The organism is Bacillus sp. CIS52 (genome assembly GCF_053545315.1).
The window spans coordinates 253,895-273,404 of the sequence record NZ_JBIUFR010000004.1 but is presented as its reverse complement, the minus strand read 5'-3'; the positions used below and the strand labels follow the sequence as shown (position 1 = coordinate 273,404).

General features: G+C 43.9%; 20 protein-coding genes, 2 tRNA genes, 1 rRNA gene and 1 pseudogene. 17 read left to right on the top strand and 7 right to left on the bottom strand.

Annotated features, from left to right (window positions below):
• The first annotated feature begins 21 nt into the window (after nucleotides 1–21).
• The 8 genes from rrf (at nucleotide 22) to tsaD (ending at nucleotide 4,142) form a co-directional block, all read left to right on the top strand.
• Nucleotides 22–137 (top strand): 5S ribosomal RNA (gene rrf / locus ACH32G_RS15835).
• A 19-nt stretch (nucleotides 138–156) separates the two neighbouring features.
• Nucleotides 157–233: transfer RNA gene (locus ACH32G_RS15830), tRNA-Met, on the top strand.
• 12 nt (nucleotides 234–245) lie between these two features.
• A tRNA-Asp gene (locus tag ACH32G_RS15825) sits at nucleotides 246–322 on the top strand.
• 181 nt (nucleotides 323–503) lie between these two features.
• Entirely contained in the window at nucleotides 504–1,481 is a 978-nt protein-coding gene (gene thiL, locus ACH32G_RS15820) for a thiamine-phosphate kinase (RefSeq protein ID WP_448814561.1), read from the top strand.
• A 15-nt stretch (nucleotides 1,482–1,496) separates the two neighbouring features.
• Complete coding sequence (tsaE, locus tag ACH32G_RS15815) at nucleotides 1,497–1,973, top strand: tRNA (adenosine(37)-N6)-threonylcarbamoyltransferase complex ATPase subunit type 1 TsaE (RefSeq protein ID WP_045926870.1); 477 nt, start codon at nucleotides 1,497–1,499, stop codon at nucleotides 1,971–1,973.
• Nucleotides 1,954–2,643: a tRNA (adenosine(37)-N6)-threonylcarbamoyltransferase complex dimerization subunit type 1 TsaB gene (tsaB, locus tag ACH32G_RS15810; protein WP_448814560.1), complete on the top strand. Its 690-nt coding sequence runs from the start codon at nucleotides 1,954–1,956 to the stop codon at nucleotides 2,641–2,643. The genes tsaE and tsaB overlap by 20 nt, the downstream gene beginning before the upstream one ends.
• Before the next feature lie 10 nt (nucleotides 2,644–2,653).
• Complete coding sequence (gene rimI, locus ACH32G_RS15805) at nucleotides 2,654–3,109, top strand: ribosomal protein S18-alanine N-acetyltransferase (RefSeq protein WP_016937067.1); 456 nt, start codon at nucleotides 2,654–2,656, stop codon at nucleotides 3,107–3,109.
• The gene (gene tsaD / locus ACH32G_RS15800) at nucleotides 3,102–4,142 is read left to right on the top strand and encodes a tRNA (adenosine(37)-N6)-threonylcarbamoyltransferase complex transferase subunit TsaD (protein WP_016937066.1); all 1,041 of its coding nucleotides are present in this window, start codon (nucleotides 3,102–3,104) and stop codon (nucleotides 4,140–4,142) included. The genes rimI and tsaD overlap by 8 nt, the downstream gene beginning before the upstream one ends.
• 223 nt (nucleotides 4,143–4,365) lie before the next feature.
• Here tsaD and ACH32G_RS15795 read toward each other — a convergent pair whose 3' ends face one another.
• Complete coding sequence (locus ACH32G_RS15795; RefSeq protein ID WP_448814559.1) at nucleotides 4,366–6,294, bottom strand: ABC-F family ATP-binding cassette domain-containing protein; 1,929 nt, start codon at nucleotides 6,292–6,294, stop codon at nucleotides 4,366–4,368.
• 139 nt (nucleotides 6,295–6,433) lie between these two features.
• Here ACH32G_RS15795 and moaC point away from each other — a divergent pair, with 139 nt between their 5' ends.
• The 4 genes from moaC to tatC are packed head-to-tail and all read left to right on the top strand — an operon-like array spanning nucleotide 6,434 to nucleotide 8,547.
• The gene (gene moaC, locus ACH32G_RS15790; RefSeq protein ID WP_003155986.1) at nucleotides 6,434–6,946 is read left to right on the top strand and encodes a cyclic pyranopterin monophosphate synthase MoaC; all 513 of its coding nucleotides are present in this window, start codon (nucleotides 6,434–6,436) and stop codon (nucleotides 6,944–6,946) included.
• Nucleotides 6,943–7,590, top strand: coding sequence for a redox-sensing transcriptional repressor Rex (locus tag ACH32G_RS15785; protein WP_016937064.1), 648 nt, complete (start codon nucleotides 6,943–6,945; stop codon nucleotides 7,588–7,590). Before moaC ends, ACH32G_RS15785 begins: the two co-directional genes overlap by 4 nt.
• A gap of 18 nt (nucleotides 7,591–7,608) precedes the next feature.
• The gene (locus ACH32G_RS15780) at nucleotides 7,609–7,779 is read left to right on the top strand and encodes a twin-arginine translocase TatA/TatE family subunit (RefSeq protein WP_003155981.1); all 171 of its coding nucleotides are present in this window, start codon (nucleotides 7,609–7,611) and stop codon (nucleotides 7,777–7,779) included.
• Between the two features lie 6 nt (nucleotides 7,780–7,785).
• Nucleotides 7,786–8,547, top strand: a complete 762-nt coding sequence (gene tatC / locus ACH32G_RS15775; RefSeq protein ID WP_095241917.1) for a twin-arginine translocase subunit TatC — start codon at nucleotides 7,786–7,788, stop codon at nucleotides 8,545–8,547.
• A gap of 38 nt (nucleotides 8,548–8,585) precedes the next feature.
• Here the strand turns inward: tatC and ACH32G_RS15770 are convergent, their stop codons facing one another.
• Together ACH32G_RS15770 and ACH32G_RS15765 are read right to left on the bottom strand one after the other, a co-directional pair.
• Nucleotides 8,586–8,777, bottom strand: a complete 192-nt coding sequence (locus tag ACH32G_RS15770) for a YdiK family protein (protein WP_003155975.1) — start codon at nucleotides 8,775–8,777, stop codon at nucleotides 8,586–8,588.
• Nucleotides 8,774–9,508: a CPBP family intramembrane glutamic endopeptidase gene (locus tag ACH32G_RS15765; protein ID WP_060963432.1), complete on the bottom strand. Its 735-nt coding sequence runs from the start codon at nucleotides 9,506–9,508 to the stop codon at nucleotides 8,774–8,776. The genes ACH32G_RS15770 and ACH32G_RS15765 overlap by 4 nt, the downstream gene beginning before the upstream one ends.
• 236 nt (nucleotides 9,509–9,744) lie before the next feature.
• Between ACH32G_RS15765 and groES the strand changes: the two genes are divergently transcribed.
• Nucleotides 9,745–10,029 carry a co-chaperone GroES gene (gene groES / locus ACH32G_RS15760; RefSeq protein ID WP_003155970.1) on the top strand — a complete coding sequence of 95 codons (285 nt, stop codon included), beginning with the start codon at nucleotides 9,745–9,747 and terminating at the stop codon, nucleotides 10,027–10,029.
• A 41-nt stretch (nucleotides 10,030–10,070) separates the two neighbouring features.
• The gene (gene groL, locus ACH32G_RS15755; RefSeq protein WP_138091779.1) at nucleotides 10,071–11,714 is read left to right on the top strand and encodes a chaperonin GroEL; all 1,644 of its coding nucleotides are present in this window, start codon (nucleotides 10,071–10,073) and stop codon (nucleotides 11,712–11,714) included.
• A 194-nt stretch (nucleotides 11,715–11,908) separates the two neighbouring features.
• Here groL and ACH32G_RS15750 read toward each other — a convergent pair whose 3' ends face one another.
• From ACH32G_RS15750 to ACH32G_RS15740, 3 genes are all read right to left on the bottom strand, one after another.
• On the bottom strand, nucleotides 11,909–12,070 hold the full coding sequence (locus tag ACH32G_RS15750; protein ID WP_223152434.1) for a tyrosine-type recombinase/integrase: 162 nt from the start codon (nucleotides 12,068–12,070) through the stop codon (nucleotides 11,909–11,911).
• 1,012 nt (nucleotides 12,071–13,082) lie between these two features.
• Complete coding sequence (locus ACH32G_RS15745) at nucleotides 13,083–13,469, bottom strand: PLAT/LH2 domain-containing protein (RefSeq protein WP_016937061.1); 387 nt, start codon at nucleotides 13,467–13,469, stop codon at nucleotides 13,083–13,085.
• 2 nt (nucleotides 13,470–13,471) lie between these two features.
• Nucleotides 13,472–13,885, bottom strand: a complete 414-nt coding sequence (locus ACH32G_RS15740) for a PLAT/LH2 domain-containing protein (protein WP_016937060.1) — start codon at nucleotides 13,883–13,885, stop codon at nucleotides 13,472–13,474.
• A gap of 197 nt (nucleotides 13,886–14,082) precedes the next feature.
• On the opposite strand from ACH32G_RS15740, the gene ACH32G_RS15735 reads away from it, so the two are divergent.
• Nucleotides 14,083–14,682, top strand: coding sequence for a hypothetical protein (locus tag ACH32G_RS15735; protein ID WP_448814558.1), 600 nt, complete (start codon nucleotides 14,083–14,085; stop codon nucleotides 14,680–14,682).
• A 481-nt stretch (nucleotides 14,683–15,163) separates the two neighbouring features.
• On the top strand, nucleotides 15,164–15,553 hold the full coding sequence (locus tag ACH32G_RS15730) for a hypothetical protein (RefSeq protein ID WP_136396171.1): 390 nt from the start codon (nucleotides 15,164–15,166) through the stop codon (nucleotides 15,551–15,553).
• A gap of 197 nt (nucleotides 15,554–15,750) precedes the next feature.
• Here ACH32G_RS15730 and ACH32G_RS15725 read toward each other — a convergent pair.
• Nucleotides 15,751–18,228, bottom strand: a pseudogene (locus ACH32G_RS15725) (NB-ARC domain-containing protein).
• Nucleotides 18,229–18,428: 200 nt separating this feature from the next.
• On the opposite strand from ACH32G_RS15725, the gene gutB reads away from it, so the two are divergent.
• Nucleotides 18,429–19,490 (top strand): sorbitol dehydrogenase, encoded by a 1,062-nt coding sequence (gene gutB, locus ACH32G_RS15720; protein WP_045926864.1) that lies wholly within the window; start codon nucleotides 18,429–18,431, stop codon nucleotides 19,488–19,490.
• Nucleotides 19,491–19,510 lie beyond the last annotated feature (20 nt).

The following is a 19,510-nucleotide window of genomic DNA, read 5'->3' as shown; positions in this document are numbered from 1 at the left end:
TTGAGAGAACACTCTCAATGGTTTGGTGGCGATAGCGAAGAGGTCACACCCGTTCCCATGCCGAACACGGAAGTTAAGCTCTTCAGCGCCGATGGTAGTCGGGGGTTTCCCCCTGTGAGAGTAGGACGCCGCCAAGCTTTTCTAAAATTTTATCATCGCGGGGTGGAGCAGTTCGGTAGCTCGTCGGGCTCATAACCCGAAGGTCGCAGGTTCAAATCCTGCCCCCGCAACCAAAAAATAAAAATGGTCCGGTAGTTCAGTTGGTTAGAATGCCTGCCTGTCACGCAGGAGGTCGCGGGTTCGAGTCCCGTCCGGACCGCCATTTTCATTGTAAACGAAACGATCATGTTTTCGTTTTTTTTGTGTTTTCTTTTAATACTTTCAGCTTGGTTTCTAACCAAGCTTTCTTTTATACCGTTAAAGTCTTGGATATTGAAACATAATCCGATACACTAGAAAGAGCTGTATTTCACAAGAGCGTCAGAAAGGGAGACGGGAGAAACATGGACGAGTTTGATTTGATTCACAGTATTACTCCGCATTCGTATTATCATCCTTCCGTCGATGTTGGGATCGGTGATGATGGTGCGGTTTATACAGCGTCATCTCATATGCAGCAAATTGTCTGTTTAGACACGATGGTGGAGGGTGTCCATTTTAAATCAGAGTACTCCTCTCCTCAAGATATCGGTTATAAGGCGCTCGCTGTTAACATTAGTGATGTAGCGGCGATGGGAGGCATTCCGAAGTTTTATCTGGTGTCTCTTGCCGTTCCCTCCTGCTGGCAGAAAGCTGATGTCCAGGCAATGTATGAAGGGATGGCGGAACTGGCGAAACTATACCGGATGGATTTGATCGGGGGAGATACCGTTTCCGCTGCCGGTCAAGCCGTTATTACCGTTACGGTCATCGGAGAAGTTGAAAAGAATCGAGCTTGTCTGCGAAGTTCGGCAAGACCCGGGGATGTTGTGTTTGTTACGGGAGAAATCGGCTCGTCCGCAGCGGGGCTGTCTCTTTTATTAGGAGAAACACTTCCTTCTGCTTTTCATACGGGTGATTATTTTATCGAAAAACATAAACGGCCCGTGCCGAGGGTTCAGGTCGGCCGCTTCTGCTCTCAGCTTCAACGCGCGGCTCTGAATGATATCAGTGACGGATTGGCCAGTGAACTGCATGAAATAGCTGAGTCAAGCTCAGTTACGATAGAAATTGAAGAACAGCTTCTGCCGGTGCATCCGGATTTGCCTGAGGCAGATCCTCAGTGGAAAAGATGGGTGTTATTCGGCGGAGAAGATTATGAATTGGCTGGAACGGTCTCTCAGCAGGAGTGGAACTCTTTGCTTGATTACTGCACCCAATCAGGCATTCCGATTGCGAAGATCGGAGCGGTGTCTGAACGGAAGGAAGCAAGTGTTCTTTTGACAGCCAATGATCAGAGACAAATCGTCCTTGAGAAAAAAGGATACAATCATTTTAAATAAGACGGGTGACTCACTTTGAAGACATTACAATGGAGAACGAAAAACCCTGAAGAAACGAAAGCCGTAGCCAAGCTTGCCGCTTCATTGGCAAAGCCGGGAGACATTCTGACACTGGAAGGCGACTTGGGAGCGGGAAAAACGACTTTCACAAAAGGGTTTGCCGAAGGACTGGGGATCACAAGAGTGGTAAACAGCCCGACCTTTACAATTATAAAAGAATACCATGATGGTTCGCTTCCTCTATATCATATGGATGTGTATCGCATGGAGGATGAAAGCGAAGACTTGGGCCTTGAAGAATATTTTGAAGGACAAGGCGTCTGTTTAATTGAATGGGCTCATTTAATTCAGGATCAGCTGCCCGCTGAACGGCTGCAGATCGTCATCAAGAGAGCCGGTGATGAGGAAAGGGACATTACCTTTACGGCTTGCGGAACACGGTATGAAACGCTTTGTGAGGAGATTAATAAACATGACAATACTGGCAATTGATACGTCAAATTACACGCTGGGTGCCGCGCTCGTTCGTGAGAAAACGGTGATGGCGGAGTATATTACATATTTAAAAAAGAATCATTCCGTGCGGGCGATGCCTGCTGTCAATTCATTGCTGGAGGATTGCGGCATAAAACCGCAGGACCTCACGAAAATAGCGGTGGCGAAAGGACCGGGATCGTACACTGGTGTCAGAATCGGTGTGACGCTGGCGAAGACTTTGGCTTGGTCGCTGAAGCTTCCGATTTCCGCTGTGTCGAGCCTTGAGGTGCTGGCGGCGAACGGACGGCATTTTCAAGGTCTGATCTGCCCGTTATTTGATGCCAGGCGCGGACAGGTGTATACGGGACTTTATGAATATCGGGACGGCCGATTACAATCCGTTCTTCCTGATCAGAATGTGCTTTTGACTGATTGGCTCGGCATGCTGAAAGAAAAAGCGTCACCGGTTTTATTTTTAGGACACGATACAGCCATTCATGAAGAAACCATTCTGCATGAAATGACATCTCAAGCAGTGATAGGAACGGCTGCACAGCATAATCCGCGGCCGTCAGAGCTGGCGTTTTTAGGCTTGGAAAAAGAAGAAGCGGATGTCCACAGCCTTGTTCCGGATTATTTGCGTCTGGCAGAGGCTGAAGCGAAATGGATGGAATCTCAAAAATAGGGTGATGGGGATGAAAACGAAAACGGCGATTCGAAGCATGCGGCCGGAAGATATTGATCAAATTTATGAAATTGAAACAGCATCCTTCACTTCTCCGTGGACGAAGGATTCATTTTATCATGAGCTTTTGGAAAATCCGTATGCGCACTACCTTGTCATTGAAAAGGACGGCTGTCTGGCGGGGTACTGCGGAATCTGGATTATTATAGATGACGCGCAGATTACGAACATAGCCATTAAGCCGGAATACCGGGGCCAATCATTGGGAGAAGCGCTGTTTCGAGCTGCGGTAGAATTGTGCAGAGAAAAAAAGGCAAGGAGGCTCTCTCTCGAAGTCAGGGTCTCGAATCATCCCGCCCAATCCTTATATAAAAAATTCGGTCTTCAGGCCGGAGGAATCAGAAAACAATACTATACAGATAACGGGGAAGATGCGTTATTAATGTGGGTGACATTACATGAGTGAAAAACAAGATATTTATGTATTAGGAATTGAAACAAGCTGTGATGAAACAGCGGCTTCAGTCGTAAAAAACGGTAAAGAAATCGTTTCTAACGTAGTCGCTTCTCAAATTGAAAGCCATAAACGGTTCGGCGGGGTCGTGCCTGAAATTGCGTCCAGACATCATGTGGAGCAGATTACCCTAGTGATTGAGGAAGCTCTTTTAAAAGCGGAGATGGGCTTTGACGATCTTGATGCGATTGCCGTAACGGAAGGACCCGGACTTGTCGGAGCCCTGTTAATCGGAGTCAATGCGGCAAAGGCGTTAAGTTTTGCCCATCAAATACCGTTAGTCGGCGTCCATCACATTGCGGGCCATATTTATGCAAACAGACTGGTAGGGGAGCTTCAGTTCCCGGCGCTTGCTTTGGTTGTGTCGGGCGGACATACGGAATTGGTTTATATGGAAGAGCACGGTTCATTCGAGGTTATCGGAGAAACGCTGGACGATGCCGCAGGCGAAGCTTACGACAAAGTGGCGAGAACGATGGGGCTTCCTTATCCGGGAGGACCGCAGATCGATAAGCTGGCTGCTGTGGGAACGGATTCCATTCCGCTTCCGCGTGCGTGGCTGGATGAGGGATCTTACAATTTCAGCTTCAGCGGGCTGAAATCAGCCGTGATTAACACGCTCCATAACGCCTCGCAAAAAAATGAGGTGATTCCTCCTGAGGATCTTGCCGCGAGCTTTCAGCAGAGTGTCATTGATGTACTGACGGCAAAAACCTCTAAGGCCGCGAAAGAATATGGGGTTAAACAAGTGCTGCTTGCGGGAGGCGTAGCCGCCAACAAAGGGCTGAGAGCCGCTCTGCAGCAGGAATTCAGCCATCCGGGAGATCCTGAGCTTGTTATCCCGCCGCTTTCTTTATGTACGGACAATGCAGCGATGATTGCGGCTGCCGGAACCGTTGCTTTTGAAAAGGGAATCCGGGGTTCATATGATATGAATGGACAGCCCGGCTTGGAATTAACATCTTTTGATCGTCTCACGTTGTAAAACGTGAGGCTTTTTTTAATTTATTAACAGATAATTCTAACATATCCACAGGATTGTGAATATATTCAGAAATCCAGGCTGGATAAGGGTCTATAAGTTGTTAGTAAAGTGGATAAAGTCAGAAAATTTTGTGGATAGTGTGTATAAAGCGCTTACTTAAATAGCAGGCAAGGAGAAAAGCTGTGGATAAAAAAGCACCCCTTAAAGAGGTGCTTGACTTTTTCTATTCTTCTGAGGAGAGTTCTTCCCACTCCGCTAATAATCGTTCCAGCTCTTGATTCAGAGCTTCGTTCTCTGTGTGAATGGTCTGTACCTTTTCATGATCCTGATACACGTCAGGGTCGCACAGCAGCTCCTCATTGGCGCTGATTTTCTCTTCGGCGGATGAGACGGCTGCTTCGATTTCTTCAATGCGTCTCAGGCGCTGACGTTCTTTCTTTTTCCATTCTTTTTCTTCCTCGTATGTTCTTTTCGTGTCCTGTTTGACCTTGCCGGCAGGCTGTGCTTGCTCTTTTTCCTGCCGTTTCATTTCTTCCAATTCCAGCTGCTGGGCTTTTTTCTCGGTGTAATAGTCATAGTCACCCAAATATTCTTCGGCATGATCCGGAGACAGCTCCAGCACCCTTGTGGCGATCCTGTTAATAAAGTAGCGGTCATGCGATACAAATAACAGCGTTCCCGGATAGTCGATCAGGGCGTTTTCCAGCACTTCTTTACTGTCCAGATCAAGGTGGTTTGTCGGTTCATCAAGGATGAGAAAGTTTGCTTTTTGCAGCATCAGCTTGGCAAGCGCGACTCTTGCTTTCTCACCGCCGCTTAGAGAACGGACAGGTTTCAGGACATCGTCTCCGCTGAACAGAAAGTTGCCGAGGCATGTCCTGATCTCTTTTTCCGGCATGTCCGGATATTCATCCCACAGCTCGTCCAAGACGCGTTTAGATGAGGTCAGTTCGGCCTGCTCCTGATCATAATAGCCGATTGTGACATTGGAACCGTACGTGATCGACCCGGATTTCGGACTGAGCGTATTGATTATGGCTTTCAGCAGGGTTGACTTGCCGATCCCGTTCGGTCCGACGAGGGCGGCGCTTTCCCCTCTTGTAATGCCGAAGGTCAGGTTTTTCAAAAGCGGCGGCTGGCCGTCATAGCTGATGGAAACATCCTGTACGCGAAGGACGTCGTTTCCGCTCTGTTTTGTAATGTCAAAACGGAAGGCGGCTGATTTTTCATCACCGAGCGGCTTTGCCATGACGTCCATCCGTTCAAGCTGCTTTCGTCTGCTCTGGGCTCTTTTCGTTGTTGATGCTCTGGCCAGATTTCGGTCGACAAAATCTTGGAGCTTGGCGATTTCGTCCTGCTGTTTTTCATACAGCTTCAGGTTTTTCTCATACTGCTCAGCTTTTTGTTCTAAATAGGCGCTGTAGTTGCCGAGGTATTTTTTGCTTTCTGTCCGTGAGACCTCGTACACTTGGCTGACGACTTTATCAAGGAAATATCTGTCGTGGGAGACAATCAGGATGGCGCCTGAATATCCCTGTAAATAATGCTCAAGCCATGTAAGCGTGTCGATGTCGAGATGGTTCGTCGGTTCATCCAAAATAAGCAGATCAGGCTGGGTCAGAAGCAGCTTGCCGAGTGCAAGCCTTGTTTTCTGGCCGCCGCTCAGGCTTTGCACTTTCACGGAATCGTCAAATTTCCCGAAACCGAGGCCGTGAAGGATGGATCGGACGTCCGCTTCATACTGATAGCCGCCTTTATCCTTGAAGTCCTGCTGAAGCCTGTCATAGGTTTTCATCAGCGTCTCAAGCTCCGCGGGGGCGGCCGTAGCCATCTTTTCTTCAATAGAACGCATTTCTTTTTCCATTGCTTTCAGGAAATCAAAAACACTCAGCAGTTCTTCTTTTATGGTAAGCTGGGATTCCAAGCCTGTGTGCTGGGCAAGATATCCCATCGTTAATTCTTTCGGTTTGATTAATTCACCCTTTTCATATGAAAGGTGACCTGCGATAATTTTAAGGAGAGTTGATTTGCCGGCTCCGTTTCTGCCTACAATGGCGATGCGATCCCGAGATCTGACTTCAAGCTTTATATTGTTTAAAATAGGATCAGCGCCAAAAGATTTGGACAGCTGATTAATTTGTAAGATCATCATATTATTTCACCTCTGTTATAATAAGTTAAGTGTAGCTTATCAACCTGCTGTCAGCAAACAATACATCAGAATTGGAACATTATAGGATAAGACATCAGGGAGAAAATAGTGTATGATCAGAAGTAAGGAGAGTTTAAATATGAATGGATTTTCTCATTTTAATGAAGAAGGCCGTGCCCGCATGGTGGATATAAGCGATAAATCTTCAACAGTCCGTACTGCCGCTGCGATATCCAGCGTACACATGAAGCATGACGTGTACAGCAGAATCAAAAACCGCGAGATCGGAAAAGGAGACGTACTGGCTGTCGCACAGGTGGCCGGAATCATGGCTGCAAAGCAGACCTCAGCGATTATCCCGATGTGCCACCCGCTTTCTTTAAGCAGCGTCGACATTTCATTCGGCTGGGAGGAAAAGGATTCCGAAGCCGTTCTTCATATACAGGCAAGCGTAAAAACGAAAGGGAGTACAGGTGTGGAAATGGAAGCGCTAACTTCCGCTTCAGTCTGCGCTTTGACCGTTTATGACATGTGCAAGGCGCTGGATAAAGGAATGGTCATCGGCCCGACCTGCCTCATGGAAAAAACGGGAGGCAAAAACGGTGATTTTAAAAGAGATGCATCTGAGTATAAAGTGGAGGACCAATCATGAACAAGGATCAATCAAAAATTCCGCAGGCGACAGCAAAACGGCTGCCGCTTTATTACCGCTTTTTAAAGAATTTACACGCGTCAGGAAAGCAGCGCGTTTCATCTGCTGAACTGAGCGATGCGGTAAAAGTCGATTCGGCCACGATCCGCCGGGATTTTTCCTATTTCGGGGCGCTCGGCAAAAAAGGATACGGCTATAATGTGGATTACCTGCTGTCATTTTTCAGAAAAACATTGGATCAGGATGAAACGACGAACGTCATTTTGATCGGTGTCGGGAATTTAGGGACGGCGTTTCTTCACTATAATTTCACAAAAAATAATAACACAAAAATATCTATGGCTTTTGATGTGAATCAGAGTAAAATAGGAACTGAGGTAGGCGGTGTGCCTGTCTATGATCTTAATGATTTAGAACTTCACATTAAGGATGAACCCGTGGCGATTCTTACCGTTCCGGCGGTTGCCGCGCAGTCAATCACCGATCGGCTCGTGTCGCTCGGAATCAAGGGGATCCTTAACTTTACGCCGGCCCGTTTGAATGTGCCGGATCACATTCGAATTCATCATATAGATTTAGCTGTAGAGCTTCAATCATTGGTTTATTTCTTAAAGCATTATTCTGTTTTGGAAGAAATTGAATAACGAAAGGAGGAGCTGCACATGATCGGTCCTGGAAGCCTGGCTGTTATCGGTGTGGTGGCGGTGATTATTTTCGGTCCGAAGAAGCTTCCCGAGTTAGGAAAAGCCGCGGGGGACACGCTTCGTGAATTTAAGAACGCCACTAAGGGATTAGCCGGTGAAGAAGAGGAAAAAAAGAAAGAAGAACAGTAAGATAGGATGACGCGTATGAGAGTGAATCAAATGACGCTTGTGGAGCATATTGCCGAACTTCGGAAACGATTGCTGATTGTGGCGTTATCCTTTACGGTTTTCTTTATTGCCGGCTTTTTTCTGGCAAAACCTATCATTGTGTATCTTCAAAAAGCCGATGAAGTAAAAGAGCTCACCCTTAATGCTTTTAACCTGACGGATCCGCTGTTTATCTTTTTGCAGTTCGCGTTTATTATCGGCATCATTTTGACTTCGCCGATTATTCTCTATCAGATTTGGGCGTTTGTCAGCCCGGGGCTGTATGAGAAGGAGCGCAAAGTAACACTCAGCTATATTCCGATTTCGATCGTGCTGTTTGTCGGCGGTGTGTCATTTTCTTATTATATTTTATTTCCGCTGGTCGTTGATTTTATGAAGCGGGTCTCGAATGACTTGGATGTCAATCAGGTGATCGGAATCAGCGAGTACTTTCATTTTCTGCTGCAGCTGACAATTCCGTTCGGGCTGCTGTTTCAGATGCCGGTGCTGATCATGTTTTTAACGAGGCTCGGGGTTGTCACGCCGATGTTTTTATCGAAGATCAGGAAGTACGCGTATTTTGTGCTGCTCGTGATCGCCGCGATGATTGCGCCGCCTGAGCTGCTGTCTCACTTGATGATTACGATTCCGCTTTGCATTTTATATGAGATCAGTATCCTGATCTCAAAAGCGGCGTACCGGAAAAGGCAGACCGGCAGCAGTGAATCCGATCAGGACGTATCAGCATAAAAAAAGCCATTTCTCCATGATGAGAAATGGCTTTTCTTTTATTTTTGATTTTTCTTCACTTTAAATGAGAAAGCGAACATTTTAAACGAGATGCTGATATTATAAGCGGCGAAAACCATCAGCAGTATGGAATAAAAAGACCACATGCTTCCCGGCGAGCTTGCGGCCAAATACGTAAAGATACAGCCGACTGCGAAATAAATCAAGCCCCAAGTCATTGGGTTCCTCATACAAACAATCCTCCAATAATTAATTGCATTTGTTCACTATGCTGTTCAATATATTTTTGGGCGGGGCCGAGCTGCATGACCACGACAATGGTATTCATCATGACATGGGCGAATATCGGCACAATAATCCGTTTCGTCTGCACATACAAGAACGCAAAGGTAAAGCCCATAGCCGTATATAGCAGCAGGTGTGTGAGGTCCTGATGCACAATGCCGAAAATGACGGAACTGATCAGTCCGGCGAAAAAGAAATTCGTTTTTTCATATAATACACCGAAGATGATCTTCCGGAAAATGATTTCTTCAAGAATCGGCCCGACGATAGAAGAAACGATAATCATGAGCGGCATGGCTTTAATAATGTTGAGAATGGCTTTCGTGTTTTCAGAACCGCTGTTCACGTGAAAGACATACTGCTCAATCATTCCGGCGATACCCTGAGAAAATAAAGCGAGCCATATTCCCGCGACCGCCCAGAGAACGGACATGCCGGCGGATGCTTTCTTCCCGTTTCTTAATGTCTGCTTCGGCGCGGTTCTCAAAATTAAGAGAACGATAATCAGGCAGATAAAAAAGCTTACGACGGAATAAATCCCCTGAGCCATGGTGAGATTCGCATTCGTAGGATGCCCGCCCGCATAGCCGAATTTGTACATTAAAGGAATGCCGATCAATGCGGAAAGCTGCATGATAACGTATGTCAAAATGATATACCAATACTGTTTTCTCAAATGATATGTACTCCTTTATCCTATAAAATCAACTTATTTGTTCTTATTGTAACACAAGTGAACCAGACGTGAAAAAAGGAGAAAATCGCTGTAAGAGAGAATGATGTAAGCGTGAAAATTTTTTATTCTTATGACTTGAAATTGGAAGTGAGATTCTTTATTATAATAATTGTGTTAGCACTCTTTAGAGCTGAGTGCTAAAATTACATATTCATACTATTGAGGAGGTTATTACATTGTTAAAGCCATTAGGTGATCGCGTTGTCATTGAACTCGTAGAATCTGAAGAAAAAACTGCCAGCGGAATCGTATTACCGGATTCTGCAAAAGAAAAGCCGCAAGAAGGCAAAATCGTGGCAGCCGGTTCAGGTCGCGTGTTGGAAAGCGGAGAGCGCGTTGCTTTAGAAGTAAAAGAGGGCGACCGCATTATCTTCTCAAAATACGCCGGTACTGAAGTGAAATACGAAGGTACTGAATACTTAATCTTACGTGAAAGCGACATTTTAGCTGTTATCGGCTAAGCAAATAAATACTTTTAAAAATTCGAGGAGGTTTCGTTAACATGGCAAAAGATATTAAGTTTAGTGAAGAAGCACGCCGCGCTATGCTTCGCGGTGTCGATGCGCTTGCTGACGCTGTAAAAGTAACTTTAGGGCCAAAAGGACGCAACGTGGTTCTGGAGAAAAAATTCGGTTCTCCGTTAATTACAAATGACGGTGTAACAATCGCAAAAGAAATTGAACTTGAAGACGCGTTTGAAAACATGGGTGCGAAGCTTGTAGCTGAAGTAGCCAGCAAAACAAACGACGTTGCCGGTGACGGTACAACGACTGCAACTGTTCTTGCGCAGGCTATGATCCGTGAAGGCCTGAAAAACGTAACTGCAGGAGCAAACCCTGTCGGCGTGCGTAAAGGTATGGAACAAGCCGTAACTGTTGCAATCGAAAACTTAAAAGAAATTTCTAAGCCGATCGAAGGCAAAGAGTCTATCGCTCAGGTTGCTGCGATCTCTGCTGCTGATGAGGAAGTCGGAAGCCTTATCGCTGAAGCAATGGAGCGCGTAGGAAACGACGGCGTCATCACAATCGAAGAGTCTAAAGGCTTCACAACTGAGCTTGAAGTTGTGGAAGGTATGCAATTCGACCGCGGATATGCGTCTCCTTACATGGTGACTGACTCTGATAAGATGGAAGCTGTTCTTGACAATCCTTACATCTTAATCACAGACAAAAAAATCACAAACATCCAAGAAATCCTTCCTGTGCTTGAGCAAGTTGTACAGCAAGGCAAACCATTGCTTCTGATCGCTGAAGATGTTGAAGGTGAAGCTCTTGCTACACTCGTTGTCAACAAACTTCGCGGCACATTCAACGCTGTTGCCGTTAAAGCTCCTGGCTTCGGTGACCGCCGTAAAGCAATGCTCGAAGACATTTCCGTTCTTACAGGCGGAGAAGTGATCACAGAAGATTTAGGTCTTGACCTGAAATCTACTGAAATCGGACAATTGGGACGCGCTTCTAAAGTTGTGGTAACGAAAGAAAACACAACAATCGTAGAAGGCGCCGGCGACACTGAAAAAATCGCTGCACGCGTCAACCAAATCCGCGCTCAAGTGGAAGAAACAACTTCTGAATTCGACAGAGAAAAATTACAAGAGCGTCTTGCGAAACTTGCCGGCGGCGTAGCTGTCATCAAAGTCGGCGCTGCGACTGAAACTGAGCTGAAAGAGCGCAAACTTCGCATCGAAGACGCCCTCAACTCAACTCGCGCAGCTGTTGAAGAAGGTATCGTATCCGGCGGTGGTACAGCGCTTGTCAACGTATACAACAAAGTCGCTGCAGTTGAAGCTGAAGGCGATGCGCAAACAGGTATCAACATCGTGCTTCGCGCGCTTGAAGAGCCGATCCGTCAAATCGCGCACAACGCTGGTCTTGAAGGATCTGTCATCGTTGAGCGCCTGAAAAACGAAAAAATCGGCGTAGGCTTCAACGCTGCAACCGGCGAATGGGTAAACATGATCGAAAAAGGAATCGTTGACCCGACAAAAGTGACGCGTTCTGCTCTGCAAAACGCTGCGTCTGTAGCAGCAATGCTCCTGACAACTGAAGCCGTTGTCGCTGACAAACCGGAAGAAAATGCCGGCGGTGCAGGAATGCCTGACATGGGCGGCATGGGCGGCATGGGCGGTATGGGCGGCATGATGTAATCATCGCCTATAACCCTTGATCGTAGAGGGTTTATGAGGTTTTGAAACATGATTTGCTAACTTTTTGTTAACTTCGGTTATTTTTATAACTGAATATCACTCATTAGAGAAGGCCTTTTGTAAGTTCACTGAACTTATGAGAGGTCTTTTCTTCTATATTTTTGGTCATGTGAGCATAGATATTCATGGTTGTATTAATGTCTGAATGACCCAAGTCGTTCTTGAGTCTCTCTCAAGCCGGCTCCGGCTTCTAAAAGAAGAGAGGTGTGCATGTGTCGGAAGCTATGAGGAGTAATATGCTTATTAATCTCAAGCTTTCTAAGTAACCTTTGGAGTCGGATCGCTACTAGTTTCATCACTATCGGATAACCAATGTTGTCTGCAAAGATAAAACCTGAATCCTGATATTAACACTCGCTGTTTCATCTTTAAGAGAGAAAGTATGCTCATTAGAAATCTGGCGCGAATATCTATTAAACAAAAGCAATATGTCTAAAAAATTCTCCTGAAACCAATCATATTCTACGACAAATCCCAGGCTTAAGAGAAACAAGGACAACTTTTGGTATATGCATACAGAAGAGGGATTTCATTGCGAAAAAGTGATTGGAATAAAATATAACTTTTTCACATTAAATGATTATTCGTTAAATAAATGTATATTTTTAGATGAATCGATATGACGATCATGTCAAAGTTTTGTCATATATTAAAAAGTTAATTATGATCACGTTTTATAGGTTTTCATGACAAAATGACATTTAAACTTATATATTTATTTATCCAAAAAGCCCCAATGAGTCTGCAAACTCAGTGGCTTTTTTGAGCAATTTCTGCAATTTGCCCAAGTTGAAAAGATCTAAGGACACCATATTTTTACCTTAAATTTTGAAATGGTGTTTCAAATGTGTGACAATAGGGGAACTGATTCTGTTATGAAAAACTCAGGAATATGTAGACAAATTCAACTGAAACGCGTTGGGGTCATCCACATGAAGTTATGGTCTGAAGATATTTAAGATTAAAAAAAGCTCTCATCGTTTAAATTTTGGCGGTTATATTTAGAAGTAGATGAGTTATTGGACATCTAAATAGGAGGGAAACGTTTATATCCTTTAGCGACAAGGTGTTCAGAAACTCAAGATCTTCTAAACAAAATCTTAGAGTGAATTTTTCGCGTTTTGATACCTGGACCCTTGGATGAAAATGTCTTGAATTGGGATCGATAAGAATGTTGAGCAGATAAGGTAGATGTCGTTCTTCCAATATGTCGGTGGGATTAGGAAAACAATCCAAGCGTCAGGTACAAGATCTAGAAATATAAATAGGATATTTAAAATAAGTGTACTTATTAAATTATTATTAATTTTAGGTAATTGGAAATTCTTTAATATCACCAGATGTCTTAATTCCACATGATATTGGTGTTATTGTAGTTGATTTTTCAAGCCAATCATAATGCGGAAATAACCAAAAACTAGAATCTGTTCGAATGCTAACAAATTCTAAATTCCAATAAGGATTGGTTCCTGTTTGATCATGCCAAATTTTAATCAAAGGAATTGAACCTAAATCATTAATAGTTTCAATTTCAAAACTTGTAAAACTTCCTGATTCAAAATAGTTACCTTTGGGATCAAAAAGTTTAAACCAATGTGGTTTATGTTGTTCATCATGTATGATAAGAGTTATGGGAGCATCAGTACCAGAATCTTTTACTGTACTAGTTCTAAAATCAACATAATATAGTCCCATTATTATGAAAGTCCTTCCTCTTTTGGTTTTGGTATTTCTTTAATTATAGTATTAGAGGATAAAGGTAATGGGAATTTTTCGAGTGAAATGGAAAGAGATGTATTTTGAGAAATCCAACCTGAATAAGGGAATGACCAATATTCACCATCTTTTCGAATGATAACAAATTCTAGATACCAGCCGGGATTCGTTCCAGTATTATCATGTGAAACGTTAATTGTATTAATGTTACCTAAATCATTGGCAGGGTGAAGTGAAAAACTAGTATAACTCCCTGATTCAAAACAGTTACCATTGGTATCAGAAATTTCAAAACGATGTGGTTTATTTTGTTCGTCCTGTATGACAAGAGTTACAGTAGCATCAGTACCAGAATCTTTTACTGTACCGGTTTTAAAATCAACATAATATCCCATTATTATCATTTCCTCCAATACATAAATGTTATAATTTTAGTATGTACTTTTTTTAAAGTATATATACAAATGTTCCCCTTGGTTTATGAGGGTTTGTCAGGTGTAACACTATATTAAGGCCTCCTCACAAGTTTAATGAACTTGTGAGAGGCCCCTTTTTTATTTTTATCATTTATTTTCAAGGCAAAAGCGTTATAATGCATGCTATGGGGGCGCATATCATTGTGATACAGTTAAAGATTATATATAAGGGAGTATTAGTAATTTTAATAAGTGCCTGTTTTTTATTGTTTAATGGATGGTATTTTCATAAATGTATTATTGATCCGCATTACTACCAATTAACAGATTTTTCGGAAGAAGATATTCAAATTTTTGCGCATTTTTATAATATTGATCTACCTTCAAACACGAAGTTTATTAAAGCAGAGCAATTTGAAACAGGGGTAGGTAATTATTCTGCGATTTTGTACGTAGCATTACCTGCCAAAAAGGTAAAGCCTTTAGTTTCTGACTATTCTTATATGCCTATCTTTTATAACAATAGGTATACAGTATTTTATGGTGTTAATATTACAAACAGCAATAAGGAAACAGCACAAATTACATTTGGAGCAGACGATAGTTCGCTGAATGGTTCTTTATGGAGTAAGCAAGTAAGGAATCTCTTAGAATCGAAAGGGAAGTATATTGGCGTTTCAGATGAAACTTATGTTATTTCTGCGTTTATAATTAACATCATTTTTATTGCATTACTTGTTTGGATCTTGAAAAAGAGCAGAAGAACTAGAGTTTGAATTAAGAAATATTTGAACTCACCAGCATAATGTTGATTAGGAATACTTAAGGGTATATCGGACAGAAAGAGTTTTCATTGCACAGATCTTTATTAAATAATAACACTAAGCCAATTTTAAATGCAGTTCAAGGGTATTAGAATAGTCTTGTTTAATAGTATGGAAGGAAAGAGAAAGGGGAAAACAGGAGGAAATATTTAGGGATAGTGTCACTTATCATGCTGTTATTCACATTGTGTTTTCTACCCCATATTCATTGGGCGCTTGGAAGGGCACCTTGGCAAAGGTTTTATAGATCTGATACTTCAAATTTTAAGCTTCATTTCACAAGAACCTTAAATTTGCATTATTATTAATAAATTTCTATCATACTTATTCACTTCTTAGAAGAAAGATATGGAAAAGCCTCTGTTTTTTTTAGGAAAATATGTTATTATAATTGTGGATTTAAAATATTAAAAAGAAAAGAGGAATTCTAAAGATGAAAAAGTTAGTAATGACCCTGTTTACAGCAGTGCTTTTGGGTGTTGCCATTTTCTCAGGCGGGTCAGAAGCCTTAGCTATGGATTCGAAAGGTACAATCAAATTTAAAACAGATGCTAATACATATACGAAAAGTGCTACTTCCATTGTGGTTACGGGTACTTTGGCTAGGGATTTAGATAATGGCTTTTCAGTAATTATATTAAATAATAAAGGTAAAGTATTTGCCAGAAAAGATATTTCGCATAGTATTGGTTCACGTAATTTTCGTGTGAGTTTTTCAACGAAAAATCTTCCTGCAGGTAAGTATGATGTGCAAGTTGGACAGGATTGGGGAGGAAGATATTGGTCAGGTGAACTAAAACATTATATTACAGTACAGCATTAATACGGCTGTATAAGTATTAACCTCTTGTTGTTAAAAAGTTTAACTTTAGAAATTTGTTTTCTGTGAAATATTAATTTTTCAATCAAGGTATCTTAATCAATTTACTGTATTGATTAAGATACCTTTTTATCTTTAAAAACAACAAGGTCATGAGTGTTTTTCAAAGCTCGTACCGCTAGCCGCAATGTAGTTGTCTTTTAAATGAGAATATCCATTTGCCCCACCTCACCCCGAATCCCAATCCCAGGCTCCCACGAATCAATCAGACGAATGGCTTTCTGATTCGATTCTATTGCTTTCGTTTTCTCTCCTTTTCGGTACAACAGTTGTGCCATTCCGTAATGATAGTAGATCAGTTCAACTTGATTGGCGTTGTGTTTGTCATAGAGCATCTGTTTAAAGGCTTTTTCCGCTTTTTCGAGTTGATCACACTTGACGTAAGCCATGCCCAGGTTAAAATAGGCTTCTATCGTTTTTTCGCCGCCGTATGTGGCGCTGGTTGTGTTTGCCGCTTCGTATAATGTGATGGCTTCTTCATAGTGAGAGCGGGCGAAACTCAGGTCGCCGCGGACCAGAAGAACCCTGTGCCGGATAATGGGCGAGACGGGCTGATCTTTGATGCCGTCCAGCATTGCTGCCGCTTTGTCCGGTTCTCCGGTTTTTAACAGCAGCCTTGCTTGCAGGGCGATTCCCCATACTTTCAAGTCATCGTGATCCGGTGCGCCTGATTGTTCGAGTATCTTCAGGCCGGCTTCTATTTGCCTGAGAGCTCCGTCTGAATCGTTGACTTCCATCAGCGCCCAGCCTGCCGTGTCGATCCTGAAGTAGGCTTCCCGTGTGTGTTCGCCTGATTGATGGGCGGCATCGGCGGCTTTTAATCCGTATTCGATTCGCAGGGGCAGGCTGATTCTGCTTAGAAAATGGCTGATACGGATGATGAGCTCGATTAGAATTTCATGTTGTCCGGTTTTGCTCGACCATTCGATGACCTTTAGGATATTCGGCCATTCTTTTTTCATTAGCTCTAAATTCCGTCCCAGCAGATAGCTCCAATAGATGGAATTCGGCTGTTCCCGTTTTATATGGGTTTTCGCTTAATCCATATAATAATGCGCCCAGCGGCTTCGGGCTTCTTTTGCAAAATCATGATTTTCGGATAAGTGCTGTTCTCCGTAAGCGACAACGGTTTGATGGGCTGCGTATTGAATTCTTCCTTCGCTTCGTTCCGGCTGTATTAAAGCATATGATCGCATTTGCTCAATCGCGTAATGAAAACGGCGGGCGTCTAATCCGGCCGCTTGAGCCAAGCTTTTTTCGTCAGGGGGCTTAGCGAAAAAGCAAAGCGTCTGCCATAGTTTCCGTGTGTCTTCATGACATCTGTCCCATGTGCGGCCAAAGAGAACCTCAAACAATTCCAATAATGAGTAACCCGCTTGTTTAAGCTCTTGAATGAGCTGGGGAGCGGGGATGTCGTCGTCTGACATGTATGCAATGCTGAGTGCCATGGCCTTCGGGTTGCCGGCGGCTGCCGAGACAAATTCATTCTTAAGGTCAGGCGATAGCTGCAACAGCTGCTCCAGCTTTTCCCGTTTATGCGGGAGATTGCATGTTTGCAGACAGCGGTGCACTTCTTGATGGAAAAAATCAAGGGCATCCGTTTGTTCAAGACCGCTCAGCTGGATGGCCGCCAGTTCTCCGAGGCCGTCCCGGTATGTCTGTTTTACGTTTTCCCGTGCCGTAAGGAGGACTTTTACGCCTTGCGGAAGGCCGATGATAAATTCGTGAATGTCACGTTCCGCTGTATCAATGCCGTCAACGATCAGCAGCACGGGTTTTTCATTTGAATGAGCGGCTAATGCATTGCGGACGACGAACCGTTTTTCGTTGATGGATTTGTCGATTTGTTCGGTGCGTCCGAGCTGGTAGGCAATCGTGTTTAAAAAATCGCTGAAGCTTAATCCTTTCCAGTCAGCGCTGATCCAGATGATGCTGTTGAATGCCGGCCAATTTGAAGAACCTCCGGCACAAAGGCAGGCTGCTTCAAGAGCGATCGTTGTTTTTCCCATGCCGGCCCAGCCTGTGATCAAACAGACCGGTGACGGAGAAAGCATCCATTGGCGGATCGCTTCTATATCAAAGCCGCGGCCGATAAAGTTTCCGGTCCGGCGTGACGGTAAGTTATGCGTGACGGACTGTTCTGTAAGCGCATTCGTTTCATGGCTTGGTCTGTCATGAAACAGCCGCTTCACTGCTTTTTCAACATCTTCATCACTCGGCGCTCCGAATGATCCGTCTTTACGGCGTATTTTTGCTTTTTTTAGACAAGACGCCGTCCAAACGGACAATGCGGGTTTGATGACGGGGATCGTGGTGTTTTCCAAAAGGCCGGTCAGCCATTCAGGATCCATGTCGGTCTTTTCTATAATAATCCAGATCATGCCGAACAGCTTACCGTCGTCAATTCGTCCGGGAATGTAGTTTGCGCCCATCTGTCCGATCCAGCTTTTGATCGTGTTAGAGGATACGCCTAATCGGAGTGCAATTTTGTCTATATAAGACTGTCCTGTTTTTACGTTCTTTGTCCTTTTGATTTTGTAATCAGAATGAAGTTTCAGTGATTTGACGGCAGGCGCCAGCAGTTCTGCAAATTGTGTCCGGTTTTCAAGTTCAGCCATTAGCCTGCACCTCCTATTAGTACTATTTTATCAATTCAGTGTTTTTTGTATATGAAAAAATAAAAAGTACAGTGCCGCTGTCTTTTTATACAGCAGGAAAGGCTTTTGCACGTCTTGAAAAGCAGATAAAATGGAGGCAGTAACAGAGAAAACAAAAATGTATGCACTTACATTTCAGAGCAGAGAAAGGATTTTGCCAAATGACTCACACAGTGCCTCAAAACATGAAAGCGGCGGTTATGCATAACACGAGAGAAATCAAAATCGAAACATTGCCCGTGCCTGAGATCAATCATGATGAAGTATTGATAAAGGTGATGGCTGTCGGAATTTGCGGATCTGATCTGCATTACTATACAAATGGCAGAATCGGCAATTATGTAGTGGAAAAACCATTTATCCTCGGTCATGAATGCGCGGGAGAAATTGCCGCCGTCGGATCGTCTGTCGATCAATTTAAAATAGGAGACCGGGTCGCTGTCGAACCGGGTGTCACATGCGGACGCTGTGAGGCGTGCAAGGAGGGGCGTTATAACCTTTGTCCGGATGTACAGTTTTTGGCGACGCCGCCGGTAGACGGCGCGTTTGTCCAATATATCAAAATGCGTCAGGACTTTGTTTTCTCGATTCCGGATTCACTTTCCTATGAAGATGCGGCTTTGATTGAACCGTTTTCTGTCGGCATTCATGCAGCCGCGAGAACGAAGCTTCAGCCCGGATCAACAATTGCGATTATGGGAATGGGGCCTGTTGGATTAATGGCTGTTGCGGCAGCGAAAGCATACGGGGCAGGCACAATCATTGTGACCGACTTGGAGCCGCTGCGGTTAGAAGCCGCGAAGAAAATGGGAGCGACGCATGTCATCAATGTCCGGGAACAGGATGCCCTTGAAGAGATTAAAACGATCACAAATGGAAGAGGAGTTGATGCTGCCTGGGAAACAGCGGGGAATCCGGCGGCATTGCAATCCGCACTGGCTTCCGTGCGCCGGGGCGGAAAATTGGCGATTGTCGGTTTGCCTTCTCAGAACGAGATTCCGCTCAATGTGCCGTTTATTGCAGATAACGAGATTGATATATACGGAATCTTCCGTTATGCGAATACGTATCCGAAGGGAATTGAATTTCTCGCTTCCGGCATTGTGGACACGAAGCACCTTGTAACGGACCAATATCCGCTTGAGAAGACGCAAGAGGCGATGGAACGCGCCTTTCAATACAAAAATGAATGCTTAAAAGTGATGGTGTATCCAAATCGCTGAGTGAACGGGGAGGATCTTTG